Annotated in this window: 21 protein-coding genes, 1 tRNA gene and 1 pseudogene; 13 read left to right on the plus strand and 10 right to left on the minus strand. The window is 66.5% G+C overall.

The window, feature by feature from the left end:
• Positions 1 to 275 precede the first annotated feature (275 nt).
• From V2S85_RS14290 to V2S85_RS14315, 6 genes are all read right to left on the minus strand, one after another.
• Positions 276 to 647 carry a hypothetical protein gene (locus tag V2S85_RS14290; protein WP_330703514.1) on the minus strand — a complete coding sequence of 124 codons (372 nt, stop codon included), beginning with the start codon at positions 645 to 647 and terminating at the stop codon, positions 276 to 278.
• Between the two features lie 450 nt (positions 648 to 1097).
• The gene (gene ssb / locus V2S85_RS14295) at positions 1098 to 1682 is read right to left on the minus strand and encodes a single-stranded DNA-binding protein (protein WP_330703515.1); all 585 of its coding nucleotides are present in this window, start codon (positions 1680 to 1682) and stop codon (positions 1098 to 1100) included.
• An 85-nt stretch (positions 1683 to 1767) separates the two neighbouring features.
• Positions 1768 to 3612, minus strand: a complete 1845-nt coding sequence (gene feoB / locus V2S85_RS14300) for a ferrous iron transporter B (RefSeq protein ID WP_330703516.1) — start codon at positions 3610 to 3612, stop codon at positions 1768 to 1770.
• Positions 3609 to 3848, minus strand: a complete 240-nt coding sequence (locus tag V2S85_RS14305) for a FeoA family protein (RefSeq protein ID WP_330703517.1) — start codon at positions 3846 to 3848, stop codon at positions 3609 to 3611. The genes feoB and V2S85_RS14305 overlap by 4 nt, the downstream gene beginning before the upstream one ends.
• 75 nt (positions 3849 to 3923) lie before the next feature.
• The gene (locus tag V2S85_RS14310; RefSeq protein WP_330703518.1) at positions 3924 to 4580 is read right to left on the minus strand and encodes a COQ9 family protein; all 657 of its coding nucleotides are present in this window, start codon (positions 4578 to 4580) and stop codon (positions 3924 to 3926) included.
• A 10-nt stretch (positions 4581 to 4590) separates the two neighbouring features.
• Entirely contained in the window at positions 4591 to 5196 is a 606-nt protein-coding gene (locus V2S85_RS14315; protein ID WP_419198202.1) for an ankyrin repeat domain-containing protein, read from the minus strand.
• A 169-nt stretch (positions 5197 to 5365) separates the two neighbouring features.
• Between V2S85_RS14315 and V2S85_RS14320 the strand changes: the two genes are divergently transcribed.
• From V2S85_RS14320 to V2S85_RS14350, 7 genes are all read left to right on the plus strand, one after another.
• Positions 5366 to 5980, plus strand: a complete 615-nt coding sequence (locus tag V2S85_RS14320; RefSeq protein WP_330703519.1) for an SCO family protein — start codon at positions 5366 to 5368, stop codon at positions 5978 to 5980.
• Between the two features lie 4 nt (positions 5981 to 5984).
• On the plus strand, positions 5985 to 6500 hold the full coding sequence (locus tag V2S85_RS14325; protein ID WP_330703520.1) for a YcgN family cysteine cluster protein: 516 nt from the start codon (positions 5985 to 5987) through the stop codon (positions 6498 to 6500).
• Positions 6482 to 7231 (plus strand): SprT family zinc-dependent metalloprotease, encoded by a 750-nt coding sequence (locus V2S85_RS14330; protein ID WP_330703521.1) that lies wholly within the window; start codon positions 6482 to 6484, stop codon positions 7229 to 7231. Before V2S85_RS14325 ends, V2S85_RS14330 begins: the two co-directional genes overlap by 19 nt.
• 32 nt (positions 7232 to 7263) lie before the next feature.
• Positions 7264 to 7749 carry a hypothetical protein gene (locus V2S85_RS14335; RefSeq protein ID WP_330703522.1) on the plus strand — a complete coding sequence of 162 codons (486 nt, stop codon included), beginning with the start codon at positions 7264 to 7266 and terminating at the stop codon, positions 7747 to 7749.
• A complete protein-coding gene (gene ribD, locus V2S85_RS14340) occupies positions 7746 to 8720 on the plus strand; it encodes a bifunctional diaminohydroxyphosphoribosylaminopyrimidine deaminase/5-amino-6-(5-phosphoribosylamino)uracil reductase RibD (RefSeq protein WP_330703523.1) in 975 nt (324 codons plus the stop codon). Before V2S85_RS14335 ends, ribD begins: the two co-directional genes overlap by 4 nt.
• 3 nt (positions 8721 to 8723) lie before the next feature.
• Entirely contained in the window at positions 8724 to 9341 is a 618-nt protein-coding gene (locus V2S85_RS14345) for a riboflavin synthase (RefSeq protein ID WP_330703524.1), read from the plus strand.
• A gap of 369 nt (positions 9342 to 9710) precedes the next feature.
• Positions 9711 to 10442 (plus strand): hypothetical protein, encoded by a 732-nt coding sequence (locus tag V2S85_RS14350; protein WP_330703525.1) that lies wholly within the window; start codon positions 9711 to 9713, stop codon positions 10440 to 10442.
• A 90-nt stretch (positions 10443 to 10532) separates the two neighbouring features.
• Here V2S85_RS14350 and V2S85_RS14355 read toward each other — a convergent pair whose 3' ends face one another.
• From V2S85_RS14355 to V2S85_RS14365, 3 genes are all read right to left on the minus strand, one after another.
• Entirely contained in the window at positions 10533 to 11078 is a 546-nt protein-coding gene (locus V2S85_RS14355) for a GNAT family protein (protein ID WP_330703526.1), read from the minus strand.
• A gap of 2 nt (positions 11079 to 11080) precedes the next feature.
• Positions 11081 to 12256 (minus strand): aromatic amino acid transaminase, encoded by a 1176-nt coding sequence (locus V2S85_RS14360; protein ID WP_330703640.1) that lies wholly within the window; start codon positions 12254 to 12256, stop codon positions 11081 to 11083.
• Positions 12257 to 12353: 97 nt separating this feature from the next.
• Positions 12354 to 13145, minus strand: coding sequence for an EipA family protein (locus V2S85_RS14365; protein ID WP_330703527.1), 792 nt, complete (start codon positions 13143 to 13145; stop codon positions 12354 to 12356).
• Positions 13146 to 13426: 281 nt separating this feature from the next.
• Here V2S85_RS14365 and V2S85_RS14370 point away from each other — a divergent pair.
• The 3 genes and pseudogenes from V2S85_RS14370 to V2S85_RS14380 form a co-directional block, all read left to right on the plus strand.
• A tRNA-Ser gene (locus tag V2S85_RS14370) sits at positions 13427 to 13518 on the plus strand.
• Positions 13519 to 13675: 157 nt separating this feature from the next.
• Positions 13676 to 15001 (plus strand): tyrosine-type recombinase/integrase, encoded by a 1326-nt coding sequence (locus V2S85_RS14375; protein ID WP_330703528.1) that lies wholly within the window; start codon positions 13676 to 13678, stop codon positions 14999 to 15001.
• Positions 15002 to 15077: 76 nt separating this feature from the next.
• Positions 15078 to 15149 (plus strand): annotated as a pseudogene (locus tag V2S85_RS14380) (helix-turn-helix transcriptional regulator); the annotation flags it as partial.
• Here the strand turns inward: V2S85_RS14380 and V2S85_RS14385 are convergent.
• Complete coding sequence (locus V2S85_RS14385; RefSeq protein ID WP_330703529.1) at positions 15115 to 15558, minus strand: HIRAN domain-containing protein; 444 nt, start codon at positions 15556 to 15558, stop codon at positions 15115 to 15117. The pseudogene V2S85_RS14380 and the gene V2S85_RS14385 overlap by 35 nt on opposite strands.
• A gap of 73 nt (positions 15559 to 15631) precedes the next feature.
• Between V2S85_RS14385 and V2S85_RS14390 the strand changes: the two genes are divergently transcribed.
• The 3 genes from V2S85_RS14390 to V2S85_RS14400 all read left to right on the plus strand — a co-directional run bounded on the left by V2S85_RS14390 (position 15632) and on the right by V2S85_RS14400 (position 16923).
• Positions 15632 to 15901, plus strand: coding sequence for a hypothetical protein (locus V2S85_RS14390; RefSeq protein WP_330703530.1), 270 nt, complete (start codon positions 15632 to 15634; stop codon positions 15899 to 15901).
• A gap of 190 nt (positions 15902 to 16091) precedes the next feature.
• A complete protein-coding gene (locus V2S85_RS14395; protein WP_330703531.1) occupies positions 16092 to 16358 on the plus strand; it encodes a hypothetical protein in 267 nt (88 codons plus the stop codon).
• A 313-nt stretch (positions 16359 to 16671) separates the two neighbouring features.
• Entirely contained in the window at positions 16672 to 16923 is a 252-nt protein-coding gene (locus V2S85_RS14400) for a hypothetical protein (RefSeq protein WP_008830900.1), read from the plus strand.
• The last annotated feature ends 137 nt before the right edge of the window (positions 16924 to 17060 follow it).

The raw sequence follows: 17060 nt of genomic DNA on the forward strand, positions 1-17060 counted from the left end.
AGGGCCATTCTGTCCTCGGTCATCGTCTTCTTCTCCAGGTTCGAGTTCGCATCCGAACCCTACCAGAAGATCGACGGTGGCCACCCTCTCAGGGAAACCTTCCTACACCACCCCGCGGGACACGACCATCGGTGGCGGTGATAGGTCGCACTGTACTTGCAGACGTGTGGATCCGGCATGCCGGTGGCACGGTCTATCATCAGGGCAAAGCGCTCACCGCTTTCCATTCGAATCGACCGGGTATGAAAGCGGCACGGCACCAGCGGAACGCCGATCTATTGGCCGCGCGTCCTGCTAATTGCCTCAATGATGGCACCGCTACTCAACGGCGGCGTGTAAATCGCGCAGCGGGCGGGGTTGGCTGAATTCTCATCGGCGCGGCCCGGCGCACATAACACCTCACAATGGTGCGCGATAGGCACCGCCACAAGGTATGAATAGTTCACGGTGGCGCTAATAGCGGATGTCTTAAATGCCACCTTTGCCGAAGCGATTGTAAGAGCAATATGCGCCTGCCTATAGTCTGAATAGCCATACTCACGCGCGGCTTCATCAAGGGCTCTGGCGTGCGCCATCCCGGTCTTTGCCTTCTTGCGTTTAGCAAGGCGCTTTAACGTATCCAGAATAGGGTATGAGGACTTCGGCATCGCACTCTCCGGCGCCTTCGGAGTGTTGCCCGCTCACACATCCTACGCCTGAAGTTCGAACCGAACATCCGTAAGAGCAGTGCCTTTCAGCTTCGCCAGTGCGGGCGGCGAGCTCCTGCGAGAGCATGCCGCCGATTTAGCTCATTTGCTTAGCCGTGTAAACGAGTGCCCGATCAGCCCCAGAGGCCGCAAAATCAGCGTTTCGGAAGCAAGCTAGAAAATAAGCTACTTCCCGATTCGCGCGCGGGGCGAGGACGAGCGCTTCAAGAGAGGTGGGATCCCGCGTATCAGCGGTCCTGACCAAAAGAAAACGGGGCGACAGTTACAAAAACCGTCACCCCGAAAAATCGCCTGGCCGGCCACGAAATTAGTTACAGGCCATAGTCGGCGAAATGCGTGATTTGCCTCATGCGCTGACGCGGCAGTTACAGAATCGCGCTATCCTCCAAGTCAGAACGGGATGTCGTCGTCGAGATCGTCGCCGAAGCCGCCGGCCGATGAGCCGCCGCCCGAGGAGCCACCGGTACGGCCCCAGTCGCTGCCGCCGCTGGAGCCGCCGGTGCTGCCCCACTCGTCGCCGCCGCGCGAACCGCCGCCGGAGCGCTGGCCTCCGGAAGAACCGCCCTCGCTCCAGCCACCGCCGCCGCTGCGCTGGCCACCACCACCGCCGCTGCCGCCGCCCGGCGCACCGTCGAGCATGGTCAGCACGCCGCCCACGCCGCCGACCGAGACTTCGGTGGAATAGCGGTCATTGCCGTTCTGGTCCTGCCACTTGCGGGTGCGCAGCTGGCCTTCGATGTAGACTTTCGATCCCTTGCGCAGGAACCGCTCGGCAACGCCGACGAGACCGTCGGACTGGAGCACGACCTGATGCCATTCGGTGCGCTCCTTGCGCTCGCCGGTGGCGCGGTCCTTCCAGTTTTCCGAAGTGGCGATGCGCAAGTTGGCGATGCGCCCGCCGTTCTGGAACGACTTGACCTCGGGGTCGGCCCCCAGGTTGCCGATGAGAATGACCTTGTTGACGCTGCCTGCCATGTGAATCGCTTTCGTTTCGAATCTGGCCGATGGGGTAACGCATCGGCAGCCCCTACGGCCAGTTAAACCGCAGCGATTTCCCCAGCTAGAGCCCCGCAGCCACCGCGATCCAGTAGGTGAGGCCTGCCGCGATATAGGCAAGGCCGAACAAGTAGGCGAGCATGAAGGCCGGCCATTTCCAGCCGTTCGTCTCGCGCCTGGTCACCGCGATCGTCGACATGCACTGCGGCGCGAAGACGAACCACGCCAGGAACGCCAGCGCCATCGGCAGGGTCCAGCGCGCCTTGAGCTTGTCGCCCAGTTCGAGCGCCTGCTCGTCCTCGTTGTCGCCGGCATCGACGGCATAAGTCTGCGCCAGCGACGACACCGCCACCTCGCGCGCGGCCATCGCCGGGATCAGCGCCAGCGCCATGTCGCGGTTGAAGCCGATCGGCTCGACCACGTAGGCGAGCCCGTTCGCCACCTTGCCCGCGATCGAGGCATCGACCTGGCTCTCGCCCGGCGCCGCCTTGGGGAAATTGAGCATGACCCACAGCACCACGGTGACCATGAAGATGATCGTGCCGGCGCGGCGCAGGAAGATCCAGGCCCGCTGCCACAGGCCGATCGCCATGTCCTTGAGGCGCGGCAACTGGTACTTGGGCAGTTCCATGATGAAACCGGACGCAGCGCCCTTGGTCATCGAACGGCGCAGGACCAGGGCGACCGCCATGGCACCGATCACCCCGGCCAGATAGAGCGCGAAGAGCACCAGCCCCTGCAGGCCGATGCCGCCGCCGACGTCGCTATTGGGGATGAACGCGGCGATGATGACGGCATAGACCGGCAGCCGCGCCGAGCAGGTCATCATCGGCGCGATCAGGATTGTCGTCAGCCGGTCCTTGGGATCGGAGATCGAACGGGTCGCCATGATGCCGGGAATGGCGCAGGCGAAGCTGGAGAGCAGCGGGATGAAACTGCGGCCGGAAAGCCCGACATGGGCCATCATGCGGTCCATCAGGAACGCCGCGCGCGCCATGTAGCCCGATGCCTCCAGCGCCAGGATGAAGGCGAACAGGATCACGATCTGCGGCAGGAACACCACCACCGAGCCGACGCCGGTGATGATACCGTCGGTCAGCAGGTCGCGCAGCAGGCTCTCGGGCAGCGCGGCCTTCACCGCATCGTGCAGCGCCCCGACCGCGGCATCGAGGCCGTCGGCAAAGGGCGTCGCCCAGGCAAACACCGCCTGGAACACCACGAAGAGCACGCCCAGCAGGATGACCGGCCCGGCCCAGGGATCGAGCAGCAGCCGGTCCAGCTTCGCATGAAGGCGATGGCGCTTGGATTCGGACAGGATCGCCGCGTCCGCCATGGCGTGAGCCGCCACGCGCCGCTCCGCCGCTCCGAGGTCGGTCAGACCCGGTCCGGCATGACGCTCGCCGGCATTGGCGATCGCCTCGCCCAGTTCGGCAAGGCCCCGGCGGCGCACCGCGACGGTCGGGATCACCGGCACGCCCAGTTCCTCGGCCAGCACGGCGGGGTCGAGCACCAGCCCGTCCCGCTCGGCCAGATCGACCATGTTTAGCGCGACGACGGTGGGCTTGCCCAGCGCCAGCAGTTCCTGCGCGAACACGAGGTGCTGCTCCAGATTGGAGGCGTCGAGCACCACCACCAGCACATCCGGCGCGGCTTCGCCGGGGAAGTGTCCGGCGATGACCTTGGCGGTCACTTCCTCGTCCGGGCTGGTGAAATCGAGCCCGTAGGCGCCGGGCAGGTCGGTCATCTCCACCGGTTCGCCGGTGGGCAGCACGAAGCGGCCCGACTTGCGCTCCACGGTGACGCCTGCGTAGTTGGCGATCTTCTGGCGGGCGCCGGTCAGGGCGTTGAACAGCGCGCTCTTGCCGGCATTGGGATTGCCGACCAGCGCGATCTTGCGTTGACGGCTCACAGTTCCTGGACCTCCATGGCGGCCGCGTGGGCGCGGCGCACGGCCACGGTCATGCGGCCGATCGTGATCGCGATGGGGTCGCGCCCGCCCAGGATTCCTCGGTGCGAGACCGCGACCCTGGCGCCCTCCTCCAAGCCCAGGGCACGCAGCCTGCGCGCCTCTTCCTGGACGAGCGCGGGCCAGTCCACGGCGACGATGCGCGCGCTCCGGCCAATCGGGAGATTATCGAGAGTCATGCCCGCGCGGTGCCAGATAACACCCTCAATTGCAACATGATCGCAATAGCATGAAAGGCCGATTCCGGCGCCTTGTCAGCGCGCCGGATAGCGTATCCGGCCTAGCAGCCGGGTCATGCTGAACCGCTCGTCCGGCTTGCGCAGCAGCTGCGCCTTGGCTTTCTCGAAGCGCATAATGCCGGCGATCCGGCGGTCGAGGAAGGCGCGGGTATCGGCCTTGTCCTCGCTGGCGTCGCGCGCGAAGACATGCAGCGTGGCCGCATAGACCCCGCCCAGCACGGCGCGCTTGGTGTAGTGGTTGTAGTCGGTCGCGGTATCCCCCGCGAGGCGCCACATCGCATCCGCGCTGCGCCAGCCCAGCCGGGTGGAACCGGCGATGTTCTGCGGCATCGCCATGATCGTCAGCGCCCGCAGCAGGGCCTCCTTGCGTCCGGCCACCGCTTCCAGCCTGGCCCAGACGAGGCGGCGGATGCGCTCGCGGATCGAAAGATTGGAGAGCGCCCCGCCCCCCACCGAAGCGGCCATCGTCGCATCGACATGATCGATCCAGGCCGAGATCATCGCCATCGCCCCGTCACGAAAAGCGTAGGCGGCAAGCGCGGGATCGACACCCGCCGCATTTGCGGCGGATGCGACCGCGTCGGCGGTCCAGCCATCGAACACGGCGGCGTCGGCCACGGCAGGCGCCAGTCGCAGGCGCAGTTCGTCGAGGGTTGCGGCTTCTTCGGTCATCTGCGGACTTTCAGAACGTCGGGCCGTAGACCGGCTTGGCGGTCCGGGTCACGCCCTTCTTGGTGTTGCTTTCGATCGCGGAGAGGAGGCTGGTGTTGTTGCCGCCCTCGATCTTGGCGTAGTCGCGCGCGCTGCGGCCGGAATTGTCCGAGCGGTCGGGATTGGCACCGGCCTCGACGAGCGCCTTGACCAGTTGCAAGTCCTTGCGATGGACCGCGAAGATCAGCGGGGTCTCGCCGGCGTCGTTGGTGGAATCGGGCGAGGCGCCCTGGTCCAGAAGCAGCTGCGCACCCTCGCGCCAGCCCAGGTTCACCGCCAGTTCGAGCGCCGTGCGGCCGCGATCGTCGGCCTGGTTGACGTTGGCGCCCTTGGCGATGAGGTAGCTCAGCCAGGTCAGGTCGCGCCGGGCGGTGACGATGTGGAGCGCGGTCTCGCCGGTGGTGACGTTGCGGGTGTTGACGATCTGGGAGGACTTCATCAGCGCCTCCTCGACCTTGTCGCCTTCCTTCTTCTTGACCGACTCGAGGAACTTGTAGCCTTCGGAGAAATCCGCCCGCGCCGGGCTCGCCAGCAGCAGCCCCAGCGCTGCAGCGGGAATCGCCGCCTTGAACAGCAGGCGCGCGGCAGCCACCGCGCCACGACCGGCATTACGGGGGCCGGCATTGCGGATCACGAAATTCAACACTTGGACTTCCTCCGGACACGGGACTTTCGCGCGATCCGCCCCTCGCGCATCTGCACACAGCTTGCATCGAAGGGTCTAGCAGGTCATTACCGGCCGCGCCATGACTTACCTGCTGCCTGGCCTGCTGCGCCGGATCATCCCCTTGGCCCTCGCCTGCGCGACGGCCCTGCCCCTTGTCGCCTGCAGTCAGGACCGCGGCGCAAGCCCGCCGCTGGAAGGCGCCGCGATCGGCGGGCCGTTCACGCTGGTGGACAAGGACGGCAAAACCGTGACCTGGGAAAGCTTCAAGGGGCGCTGGCGGATCGTCTATTTCGGCTACACCTTCTGCCCCGATGCCTGCCCGCTCGACGTGCAGGCGATGATGGGCGGCTTCACGCGCTTCGAAAAGAGCCACGCCGCACAGGCGGCCAAGGTGCAGCCGATCTTCATCACCATCGATCCCGCGCGCGACACGCCGGCCATCGTCGGAGAGTGGACCGCCGCCTTCGGCCCGCGCCTGCTCGGCCTGACCGGCACGCCCGCCCAGGTAGACAAGGCGGCCAAGGCCTTCGCCGCCTACTACAAGAAGGGCACGCCGACGCCTGACGGCGGCTACCTCATGGACCACACCCGCATCGCCTACCTTATGGACCCGAACGGCAAGCCGGTCGCGATGCTGCCGGTCGACCAGAAGCCCGATGCCGTCGAGGCCGAACTGGCCAAGTGGGTGAAGTGAGGACGTGGGTGAAGTGAGCGGGCCCAAGCCCTTCTGGGAACTGCCCCTCGACCGCCTGACCCGCGACGAGTGGGAGGCGCTGTGCGACGGCTGCGGCCAGTGCTGCCTGCACAAGGTCGAGGACGAGGACACCGGCGAGATCTACCACACCAACGTCGCCTGCAAGCTGCTCAACCTCAAGACCGCGCAGTGCAGCGACTATGCCAATCGCCGCAGCTTCGTGCCCGATTGCCTGAAGCTGACGCCCGAAAGCGCGGGCCGCTACGCCTGGCTGCCGCCAAGCTGCGCCTATCGCCTGCGCGCCGACGGCGATCCGCTGCCCGAATGGCACTACCTCGTCAGCGGCAGCCGCGAGACGGTGCACCAGGCCGGCATGTCGGTGGCGGGCAAGGTGATCTCGGAGACTGTCGCCGGGCCGCTCGAACAGCATATCGTCTGGCCCTACGGCGATGACGAAGAGGGTGGCGAGGAGGACGGCGCGGAGCCCTGGGACGTGTTCCCATGGGACCGCAGGGACTGACGGCGGTGCTCGACTGGCTGCGCCGCGACCCGCGCGAGGAGCCTGTCATCGAGGTCGCGGGCCGCGCGCTGCCGGTCGTCATCCGCCGGCTCGAACGCGCCCGCCGCATGACCATGCGCCTCGCCCCGGATGGCAGCGAGGTGCGCATCTCGATCCCGCGCTGGACCCGCAGCGCCGAAGCCATCGAATTCGCCCGCAGCCGCCAGGACTGGCTGGCCCGGCAACTCGCCGCGCTGCCCCAGGCCGGCCGGATGGCGGACGGCGCGGTCCTGCGCTTTCGCGGCGACGAACTGACGGTCCGCCATGACCAGACCGCCCCGCGCCGGCCGGTGGTCGACGATGGCGAACTGCGCCTCGGCGGCCCGGCCGACTCGCTGCCCCCGCGCGTCCTGCGCTGGCTCCAGGCCGAGGCGCGCGAATTGCTGACCATCGACCTTGCCGAATATTGCCAGCGGGCCGAACGCCCCTGCCCGCCACTCGCCTTGTCGAGCGCACAGCGGCGCTGGGGTTCCTGCGCCCATGACGGCGCGATCCGGATCAACTGGCGGCTCGTCATGGCGCCGGATTTCGTCCGCCGCTCGGTGGTCGCCCACGAGGTCGCCCACCTTGCCCATTTCGACCATTCGCCGGCGTTCCATCATTTCCTCAAGACCATCTTCGAAGGCTCGGTCCACGACGCCAATCGGTGGCTCAAAGCGCATGGCCGGTCGCTCTATGTGCCGTTTGGGTAGCTTTAGGTGTCGTTAGCGCCTAGATAGGGGGCATGTTGAAGCGCTCCGGAATGTGGAAAGACGTCAGCCCGACCGGGATGGTCGCGGATTTCAAGCTGGTCTGGAAGCAGGCCGGCCACAACCGCTGGCGCATCGCCGCGGTTTCGGCCGCCTGCACGTTCGGCGTCTTCTACCTGATGTTCACGCAGGAAGGCAGCGCGCCTCATGCCCCGCCCAAGGTGACCTGGATCTCGGTGTTCAAGGAACACCGCACCGACGCCGAGATCGAGGCGGAGAACATCGCCAACCAGAAGGCCAAGGAATCCAACGCCCGCGAACTCGCCCGCCGCGACAAGGACGTGCGCGAACTGTACAAGACCATCGGCCGCATGTCGGGCATGGACGTGGACAAGATCGCCCGCGAAGCCGATGCCGAGGAAGCCGCCAAGGCCAAGGCCGAGCGCGAGCGGGTGGAAGAAACCCTGCGCAATGGTGGCATCGCCAACCCCAAGCTCGCACCGGACCCCGCCGGGCAGTGAATTCCGATTCGCGCTGGCTCGCCGCCGCCGCGGCCCTGGCCGCGCGTGCCCGCCCGCTGAGCCGCCCCAACCCCGGCGTCGGGGCGATTCTCGTCAAGGACGGACGCGTGATCGCGCGGGGCTGGACCCGGCCCGGCGGTCGTCCGCACGCGGAAGCCGTGGCGCTGGCCGAGGCCGGTGAGGCCGCACGCGGCGCCACGCTCTACGTCACGCTGGAGCCCTGTGCCCACACATCGGCGCGCGGCCCCGCCTGCGCCGATCTGGTCAGCGCGGCAGGCCTCGACCGCGTCGTCGTCGGCTGCCTCGATCCCGACCCGCGCACTGCCGGGGCCGGAATTGCCCGCATCCGCGCCGCCGGGATCGCGACCGAGCACTTGCCCTCGCCCGCCTGCGCCGCCAGCCTTTCGGGATATCTCACCCGCCAGCGCCTCGGCCGCCCGGAAGTGACGCTGAAGCTGGCGCTCTCGCTCGACGGCTGCATCGCGCTTGCAAGCGGCGAGAGCCAGTGGATCACCGGCCCCGAAGCGCGCGCGCATACCCATGCCATGCGCGCACGGGCGGACGCGATCCTGGTCGGTGGCGGCACCCTGCGCGCCGATTCGCCCCGCCTCGACGTGCGCCTGCCGGGGCTCGAGGCGCGTAGCCCGCAACGCTGGGTGCTGACGCGCGGCGCTGTGCCCTCCGGCTGGCGGGCCCTGCCCGAACCCGCGGCGATCGCGGGGATGGAGGGCGTGCTCCACCTCTTCGTCGAGGGCGGGGCGCAGACCGCCACCGCCTTCCTCGCCGCCGGGCTGGTCGATCGGCTGCTGATCTACCGCGCGCCCGTGCTCCTCGGCGGTCGCCCGGCGCTGGGCGACTTCGGCCTGTCCCCCCTCGCCGCCGCGCACGGCCGCTGGCGCATGACCGAGCGGCGGCAGCTTGGCAGCGACACGCTCGAAGTCTACGAGGCGGCAAACCGTCACGAAGGCTAGCTCATGTTCACCGGAATCGTCACTGCCGTTGGCACCATTCGCGAGGCCCGCCAGAGCGGCGACCTGCGCGCCGTCATCGCCTGCCCGTTCGACCCCGCCGGCATCGCCATGGGCGCCTCGATCGCCTGTTCCGGCGTGTGCCTGACCGTGGTGGACAAGGGCGGCGTCGCGGGCGACTCCTGGTTCGCGGTCGATATCTCCGCCGAATCGGTCGCCCGCACCGTGCCGGGGCGTTGGCAGGAAGGCCGCCACCTCAACCTCGAGACGGCGCTGAAGCTGGGCGACGAACTGGGCGGGCATATCGTCACCGGCCACGTCGATGGCGTCGGCACCGTCGCCGGCATCGAGCCGGTCGGCGATTCGCTCCGCTTCACGATCGCGGCGCCGAAGGAACTGGCGCCTTATCTTGCGCCCAAGGGCTCGATCACGGTGGACGGCGTCTCGCTGACCGTCAACGAGGTGAGCGACGAGCCCGACGGCACCTGCCGCTTCACGCTGAACATCATCCCCCATACCGCCGAGGTCACCACCATCGGCGCGCTGCGCGAAGGCGACGCGGTGAATCTGGAGATCGACGTGCTGGCACGCTATCTCCAGCGGATGCAGTCGCTGCGCGGCTGAGCCGATCCCCCGGAATGCATGTTGCGACATGCGCAAGGTGACACCGGGTTTACACGGTTTACACGGTCCAGGGGAAAGAAGTGTCACCTTGCGCCGCGTGCAACCGGAAACCGCGGATTTGCGTGTCACCTTGGGCGCGGCAGGTGTCACCTTGTGACCTAAAGGTGTCACCTTGCACGGCGAAAGTGTCACCTTGCGATAATCGCAATCGAGGGGGTGGGAGAGCCGGGCGACCATCTTCTGACGGTATCGCGAAGCGCGCCTTGTAGGAAAGCGCCCCCGAATTCGCCCGGGCTATCTGCCCCGTCCCTTCGGTGATAACCTCGCACGGCATAATGACGGGTCGCATCTCTGGGTGGGAGGTGCCGCATGACGCTTGAGCAAGTGCAGAAACTGACCGACATCGTCCTCAAGGGCGTAGTCGCCGCCGGGCTTGCCGTCGGAACGTTCCTGGTCACGCGCGATCAGACGCAGATGAACCAGTCGAAGATGTGCGGCGAACTGCTGCAGCAGAACTTCGACTACGTGCAGGCGAACCTGTTCACCGACGCCCGCAAGGCCCTGCTCGACGCCAAGCTGGAAGTGCAGGGCCGGATCTGCGGCGCGCCCTCGTCCAAACTCGTGGACGTGCTCAACAACAGCTGGCGTAGCCCCGTCACGGCGGCGCAGGCGATGAGCGGCGAGGATGCTCCGGTCCCGACCATCCCTCCGCTCGTGGGCAGCGGAAGTACCGGCCGCGACAACGGCTATTCCGGCGGCGCCGCCACCGGCAGTTCCTCGACCGCCACCACCCGCCCGCTGGAAGTCGAGGCCAATCTCGACCGGCCGCAGTGGGTGGCGGTATCACGCCGCAACGACACCAGCTATTCGGCGCAGAACTTCGACGTGGTGAGCGGCAACAAGGACGCCCTCAACACCGCAGGCAACGTTATCCGCGCGCGCTGGTTCGTGAATATCCGCGAGAAGAACACGCCGGTCGTCAACGGCGACAACGCCGTCATCGGGCAGTTGCTCGCCGGGCAGTGCGTGCGGATCGACAAGGCCGTGGAAGGCACGCTCAATTCATGGGCGCTGGTGGTCCGGGTGGCCTGTCCGTCGTGACTCCACATCTCGTCATTGCGAGCGCAGCGGAGCAATCCGGGGTCACGCATGCCGCGCTGGGTTGCTTCGCAGCGCTCGCAATGACGAGGGTTACCGCGCGAGGGGCCCGCCGGCGAAGCTTTCGCGCGTGATCTCGAAGATGACGTGCTCGACCATCACCCCGCAGCGCTCGTAGCTACGGCTCCGGCCTTCCACCAGGCGGCCGCCGATGTTGCCCATCGCCTTGCGCGAGATCCGGTTGTCGGCGCCGACCTGGAAGATCACCCGTTCGAAATGCGCAAGGGCGTGAGCGAGCATCAGGCGCTTGAACTCGGCGTTCCAGCCCCCGCCCCAGTGGCTGCGGGCGAGGAACGTCCAGCCTATCTCGATTTCGCCGGGCAGTTCGGCTTCCGGCGCGCCGTAGCGCGAGGAACCGATGATCGCGCCGGTCGCCTTGTCGACGATCGCCAGGGCGCCGCCGCCGGCCAGGCCTTCATCGAAGAAGGCGCGGAACACCGGCTCCCGCCAGCGGTCGTGCGAGGGATGCAGCGCCCAGATCCGCGGATCGGAGGCGACCGCGAACAGCGCCTCGCGATCCTCGGCCACCAGGGGCCGAAGCACCAGCCGGTCCCCTTCGAGAACCGGCTGGCGGTTCATCGTTAAGCCGTCACCGCCGCGACTGCGGCAATGAACTGCTGGATGTTGCCGGTGGTCAGGCCGGCCACGTTGATGCGGCCCGAAGCGGCGAAGTAGATACCGTAGTCCGCGCGCATCGCCTGCACCTGTTCAGGGGTGAAGGGGATGATCGAGAACAGGCCGTTCTGCTTGCCCACCGGCGTCAGATCGACGCCGCCGGTCTTGCCCGCCGCCTCGAGGGTGGCGCGCACGCCGCGCATGCGCTCGCGCATTTCGTCGAGTTCGGCCAGCCACTGCGCGGTCAGCGCCTCGTCCTCGAGGATCAGGCGTACCGCCGCACCGCCGTGATCCGGCGGCTGCGACCAGTTGGCGCGGGCCAGCGAGTGCCCGTTCGACATCACCTTGGTCAGGTCGGCCGGATCGGCGACCATCGCGTAGAGCGCGCCGACGCGGTCGCGGTAGAGACCGAAGTTCTTGTCGCACGAGTAGCACACCAGCGCCTCGGGCACGGCGGCCAGAACCTTGCGCAGGCCGTAGGCGTCCTCTTCCATGCCCTGGCCGAGGCCCTGGTATGCGAGGTCGAGCACCGGCAGGATCGGCGATGCGGCCAGCAGGCCGGCGATCTCGTCCCACTCGGCATTGGTGTAGTCGATGCCGGTCGGGTTGTGGCAGCAGCCGTGCAGGAGGATGGCGTCGCCCGCCTCCGCCGAAGCGATCGCGCCGCGCAGCGCATCCATGTCGGCACCGCCAGCGGCGGCGTGGTTGAATTCGAGGACGTCGAGGCCGAGGTCGGCGCAGATCTGGTTGTGATTCGGCCAGCTGGGCTTGCCGACGATGACGCGCTTGTAGCCCGCACGCTTGACCATCGCGAGCGCGAGGCGCAGCGAACCGGTGCCGCCGGGGGTCTGCATACCCTCGATGCGGCCGTCCATGGTCGGATTGGCCTTGCCGAAGATATACGGCATCAGCTTCTCGACGAAGCCCATGTCGCCCTCGGGGCCGAGGTAGGCCTTGGTGTCCTGCTCCTCGACCAGCTTCTTCTCGGCCGCCTTGATCGCGGCAAAGACGGGCGTGGCCCCATCCGCGGTCTTGTAGACGCCGACACCGAGGTCGATCTTGTCCGCACGCGGATCGTTGTTGTGGAGCTTGATGAGCGCTAGCAGCGCATCGGCGGGCTGTTGCTTGAGGTCGTTGAGCATGGCGGGCGGCACTTAGCCCTGCCCGCTTCGCAGCGCAACCCCGCCGCGCAGCGCAATCGCCGAATTCGACGACTGCGCTGCGCGCAATATCATTGCGTCAGAACGGTAGCCAACGCTGCTTTTCCGAGAATTTCATATAGCCGATATTGGCGCCCAGACGCAGCCCCGCGCCCGCGCGCACGGGAATCAGCACCGTGTTGCCGCGTCGCAGGTAGCTGACGGTGAAGCCGCCCACCAGGTACGCCTGCCCCTCGCCCGCGCCGAAGCGGTGGAACAGATCCTGCGTGTCGTAGAGGTTGTAGACCAGCACGAAGGCATTGCCCGCATTGGCCCCGGCGTCGAAGCCGATCGAGGGGCCTGTCCAGTACACGGGGCGATCGCCCTCGACCTTGTGGTGCAGCGTGCCCGAACCGTAGCGCAGGCCCACCGCGATGGCGCCGCCCGCCTCGCGCCCGACGATATAGGCATTGGGCTGCCCCTGCTTGGCGAGGAGATCCTTGATGATGTCAGCCAGGCCCTTGGCGCCCTTGCCGAACACGCCCTCGGCCGCGCCGATCAGGTCGTCCTCGCGGTAGGTGGAACTGCCGTCCGGGGCCACGGTGCCTGCCGGCGGCGGGGTCGCCGGGGCCTGGTTCGGTGCCGGGTAGGACGGCTGGCCGCCGTTCCAGTCGGTCGCCGGCGGGGCGTCGACCGGCGTGCCGTTTCCGGGCTCCGCCGTCGCCGGCGGTGCGCTGGAATAGGTGGTGCCCCGGTTGAGGTCCGAATCGATCGCCGCATCGGGATCGACGGTGGTGACTTGCGCCATGGCCGGCGCCAGCGGCGCGGCGACCATCAGCAGTGCCGACGCGATCCCGACGGCGCGCTTCACGACATGCCCGCTGCTTTTCATAGAATGATCCTTCATAGGCATGACTACCTTGCGCTTGCCGCGCCCGTCCAGGCGTGGCCCACATCCCCCGCGCCCCATGCACGGTCATAACTGGTGTCACCCTACAAGAATCCACCGCAGGTTGCCTCGCAATGAACGGGCGACGACCTGAGTCGGTTTTGCGGCAGGCCGAATCCGTAATCGACGAAAATCGGGCGTTTTTGTTAAATTCACAATGTTCGCCGCTTCCCCCTTGCCGCCCTGAAAAGTGCTCGCTATAGGCACCGCTCCAAGCCGCACTCGGAGACGTGGGTGAGTGGCTGAAACCAGCGGTTTGCTAAACCGTCGTGCCCTTAAGGGGGCACCCCGGGTTCGAATCCCGGCGTCTCCGCCACCCTTGCTGTTCAAGCACGCCCAGCCGGTCCCATGACCGGCTGTTTTGCGTTGGGTTTCCTGCTATGTTCCACTTCGGTTGATCCCGATCCGTCCCACCCCATCACGGGGTATCGAGGGGTACGAGGCGGGGTATTGGAACAAAGGTAGGGGTATCGATGCTGACCGACGTTCAGGCGAAGAAAGCGGCGCCTGGTGACAAGCCATACAAGATCGCAGATTCGGGCGGGCTCTACCTCTATGTGGCCCCCACTGGCTTGAAGTCCTGGCGGATGAAGTTCCGTTTCCAGGGCAAGGAAAAGCTTCTCACATTCGGTCCCTATCCGCAGGTCACTATCAGCGAGGCCCGGCGCAAGCGAGACGACGCTCGGGGCCAGCTACGCGAGCAGGTCGACCCCTCCGGCGCGCGTGAACGGGCGAGGCAGGAGAAGGCGCAGGAACGGCTGGAACGCGCGCGTGAGATGACGTTCGAGCGGATCGGGCGAGCATGGCACGAACTGCAGAAGGTCAGGTGGACCGAGGTCCATGCTAATGACGTCATCACCAGCCTTGAGCGAGACGTGTTCCCTGACCTCGGCATGATGTTGCCGAGCGAGATCGATGCTCCGACGGTGCTGACCACCCTTCGCAAGGTCGAAGGGCGCGGTGCGATTGAGACTGCCCACCGCCTGCGGCAGCGGATCTCGGCGATCTTCGTTTATGCGATCTCCGAAAGCGTCGCGACCGGTGATCCAGCCGCTACGGTGACGAAGGCGCTGCGACCGATGCCGTCGAAAAAGCGCCAGCCTGCCCTGGTCAATCTGGACGCACTGCAAGGCGTGCTTCGGGATGCAGAATCATCCGATGCGTCGGCCATCACGAAGCTGGCCTCCAGATTGCTGGCGCTCACAGCCGTTCGCCCGGCGATCATCCGTGGGGCAGAGTGGTCCGAATTCGAAGGGGTGGACTGGAATGACCAGACGCACGGCCCTTGCCTTGCCATGTGGCGCGTTCCAGCCGCTCGGATGAAGCTGGTGCTCGATCGGAAGGGCGAGGACGCCTTCGATCACCTCGTGCCGCTGTCGTGGCAGGCCGTCGACGTGCTCCGCACCGCCTTCCGGATCTCCGGCCGAAGCAAACTCGTCTTCCCCGGCCACCGGCATGCTCACCGTCCGCTCAGCGAGAACGCGATCGGCTACCTCTATAACAGGTCGGGGTATCACGGCCGGCACGTACCCCATGGGTGGCGCGCCGGGTTCTCGACGCTGATGAATGAGCGTGTCGAGCGACAGTGGCGTGCGGCGGGGCATGTGGGGGCATCGCCTGACCGCGCCATCATCGACCTGATGCTAGCGCACGTGCCTAAAGATCGCGTCGAGCTTGCCTACAACCGTGCGGCCTACCTCCCCCGGCGCCGCGAGTTATCGCAGGAATGGGCCGACTTGCTGACGAACGGTTTGCTGGCCGCGCAAAGCCTGCTCGAAAGGTCACCTTCCGGCCACTGACCAGCGAGCACCTACGATGACCTCTCCCAGCCTCCCCGTTTCGCGGCGATTGATCCGGCTGGCGGAGGTTACCGAAATGACCGGGATCAGCAGAGGCATGATCTACCGCCTTATCAAGCAGGGCCGGTTCCCGGTCCAGTATAAGCCGGGCGGCTGGTCAAGCCGATGGGATGAAGCCGAAGTGCTGGCTTGGATCGAACAGCAGCGCTGAACGAAAGCTCTGGCTCCTCCCCATCCATGTTCACGCGCATGACCAGCCCGAGCATCGCGTCGAGCAGATGGGAGCCCTTCACCCGCTCGACAATGGCGCGCACGTCGTAACCGCGATCGATCTTGCTCCCGATCCAGACGGCGCGGTCGCGTTTGAGGTATCCGACCTTGATCCCGCGACAGCTGACGACCGCGACGGCCATCCGGTCGTGAGGGTTCTCCGGCTCCCGGACCAGCCGCACCTCCTCGCCGGGGCGGCACAACGCAAGCTCGGCTTGGCGGCTGGTGCCGTCCTCGTTGTCGTGCCGTTCGCCGATCGCTGGCAAGCTGAAGTCGTTCCATCCCATCCGCACCTCCCTTGAGAACATATCAAGAACGGATTAAAAGAACAGGACCCGATTCGCATAGAGGATTTTGACGATGGGTAGTCTCGAACGACACGACGCCGCCGGCTTCCGCATCAATGTCGCGGACGCTCCCGAGAAGCCGATCCCCTTCGGCCGCTGGGTGCTGGAACAGTCCAGCCGAGGCGGGTTCATCGGGCAACTGGCGACGATCGCGAAAAGCGACCGGGGCTTCCCCAAGGACGGCGGCCCGGAGGCGGTGCGCAAGCGGCTGGGTGATACCGGCGCCGACCCGGAGATGTTCGACGCCATCGACGACGCTGAACTGGACTGGGCAGCGCTGTGATCGGAGCCGCCTCCCCCGGCCGGAACGACAACGGGCCAGCCATGTCCGCATGGCAGCAAGCCGAGCACGCTACTGCGATACTCCGGCGCTTTCACGATCGGCCACCGACTGACACCGAGGCACGATGGGCGCGGCGATGCTTGCTCGCAGCGCTCGATGCTCTTGAAGGGATATAGCTATGAGCGCTCCCATGCCCGACGACGAGTTGCTGACGCTCGCCCAGCACCGTTTCGACCAGGCCGACCGCGACGGCGCGACGCACGAGGATTGCCGTCAGCTGCGCGACATCTTTCCGGCCGTGCTCCAGCGCCTGCGCGATAAGGTCGAGATCACGCGGGAACTCTCGACGATCAATCCCATGGCCGTGCGCAACCCGAACGGGTGGGAGAAGCAGGCAGCATCCTCCGACGTCGCTGCCGACGATGACCAGATGCAGCTTTCCCTGCTGCACCTCTGATATGGTGGTCGCACTATGAGCGCGGACGCAAATCGTAAGCGGTATAGGATTGCGGTCTTCGGACAGCCCCGCTCGCCTTGGCGCTCCAGCATCGACGAGGCCATGGCCGATGCGATCAAGCTGGAACTCGCTTCCTGGGACGAAAGCCAACGCGAGTGGTATCTGGCGGTGCCGGTGGAACTAGTGGTCAGCAAGGCCCGCGAGATCCGGCGCGCCGCCTGACCTTCTCGACAGCCCTATCCACGATGCGGGTGGCCCGTTGCCTCGACTCTTGGCCAGATCCTTGGATACCGTGATCAGGAAAGGATGATGGATGACGAATAGCGAAATTTGCCTGCGACAGGCTCACGAGTGGCTTGATGCAGCGGATGACGAGAAGGCCGTCGAACTGCTCATTGATCTTCCCGATTTAGGGTGGGTGAAGGTGCGCGCACTGAGCGCCGTCGAAGGAATGGTCCGATGCGAGTACACGCATGGCCTGATCCCTGAAAACGCGGCGATCGTCTGTAGCCCTGATAGGGTGACAGCGGTGCGGTACGTCGAGAACCCCGTATTGCCATTCTAAACGGAAAAAGGCGCCCGAGGCCGAAGCCCGGGCGCCCTTGAATGTCCGAAATGCAAGAAGGCCCGGCGCTCTGGTGAGGTCCGGGCCAGTTAGTGCAAGGGCTGCAGAGCCCTTCGGGTCGCAGCAGCGCGTTATCA

It is taken from the genome of Novosphingobium resinovorum (genome assembly GCF_036352595.1).
Taxonomy (GTDB): domain Bacteria; phylum Pseudomonadota; class Alphaproteobacteria; order Sphingomonadales; family Sphingomonadaceae; genus Novosphingobium; species Novosphingobium resinovorum_B.

Bases quoted from the DNA above. Each gene is read 5' to 3' on its own strand.
- V2S85_RS14345 (WP_330703524.1), top strand. From the start codon at position 8,724: ATGTTCACCGGAATCGTCACTGCCGTTGGCACCATTCGCGAGGCCCGC.
- V2S85_RS14330 (WP_330703521.1), top strand. From the start codon at position 6,482: ATGGGACCGCAGGGACTGACGGCGGTGCTCGACTGGCTGCGCCGCGAC.
- V2S85_RS14395 (WP_330703531.1), top strand. From the start codon at position 16,092: ATGCCCGACGACGAGTTGCTGACGCTCGCCCAGCACCGTTTCGACCAG.
- V2S85_RS14335 (WP_330703522.1), top strand. From the start codon at position 7,264: ATGTTGAAGCGCTCCGGAATGTGGAAAGACGTCAGCCCGACCGGGATG.
- V2S85_RS14355 (WP_330703526.1), bottom strand. From the start codon at position 11,078: ATGAACCGCCAGCCGGTTCTCGAAGGGGACCGGCTGGTGCTTCGGCCC.
- V2S85_RS14365 (WP_330703527.1), bottom strand. From the start codon at position 13,145: ATGAAAAGCAGCGGGCATGTCGTGAAGCGCGCCGTCGGGATCGCGTCG.
- V2S85_RS14400 (WP_008830900.1), top strand. From the start codon at position 16,672: ATGACGAATAGCGAAATTTGCCTGCGACAGGCTCACGAGTGGCTTGAT.
- V2S85_RS14320 (WP_330703519.1), top strand. From the start codon at position 5,366: ATGACTTACCTGCTGCCTGGCCTGCTGCGCCGGATCATCCCCTTGGCC.
- V2S85_RS14350 (WP_330703525.1), top strand. From the start codon at position 9,711: ATGACGCTTGAGCAAGTGCAGAAACTGACCGACATCGTCCTCAAGGGC.
- V2S85_RS14390 (WP_330703530.1), top strand. From the start codon at position 15,632: ATGGGTAGTCTCGAACGACACGACGCCGCCGGCTTCCGCATCAATGTC.
- V2S85_RS14290 (WP_330703514.1), bottom strand. From the start codon at position 647: ATGCCGAAGTCCTCATACCCTATTCTGGATACGTTAAAGCGCCTTGCT.
- V2S85_RS14385 (WP_330703529.1), bottom strand. From the start codon at position 15,558: ATGGGATGGAACGACTTCAGCTTGCCAGCGATCGGCGAACGGCACGAC.
- V2S85_RS14360 (WP_330703640.1), bottom strand. From the start codon at position 12,256: ATGCTCAACGACCTCAAGCAACAGCCCGCCGATGCGCTGCTAGCGCTC.
- V2S85_RS14305 (WP_330703517.1), bottom strand. From the start codon at position 3,848: ATGACTCTCGATAATCTCCCGATTGGCCGGAGCGCGCGCATCGTCGCC.
- ssb (WP_330703515.1), bottom strand. From the start codon at position 1,682: ATGGCAGGCAGCGTCAACAAGGTCATTCTCATCGGCAACCTGGGGGCC.
- V2S85_RS14375 (WP_330703528.1), top strand. From the start codon at position 13,676: ATGCTGACCGACGTTCAGGCGAAGAAAGCGGCGCCTGGTGACAAGCCA.
- V2S85_RS14310 (WP_330703518.1), bottom strand. From the start codon at position 4,580: ATGACCGAAGAAGCCGCAACCCTCGACGAACTGCGCCTGCGACTGGCG.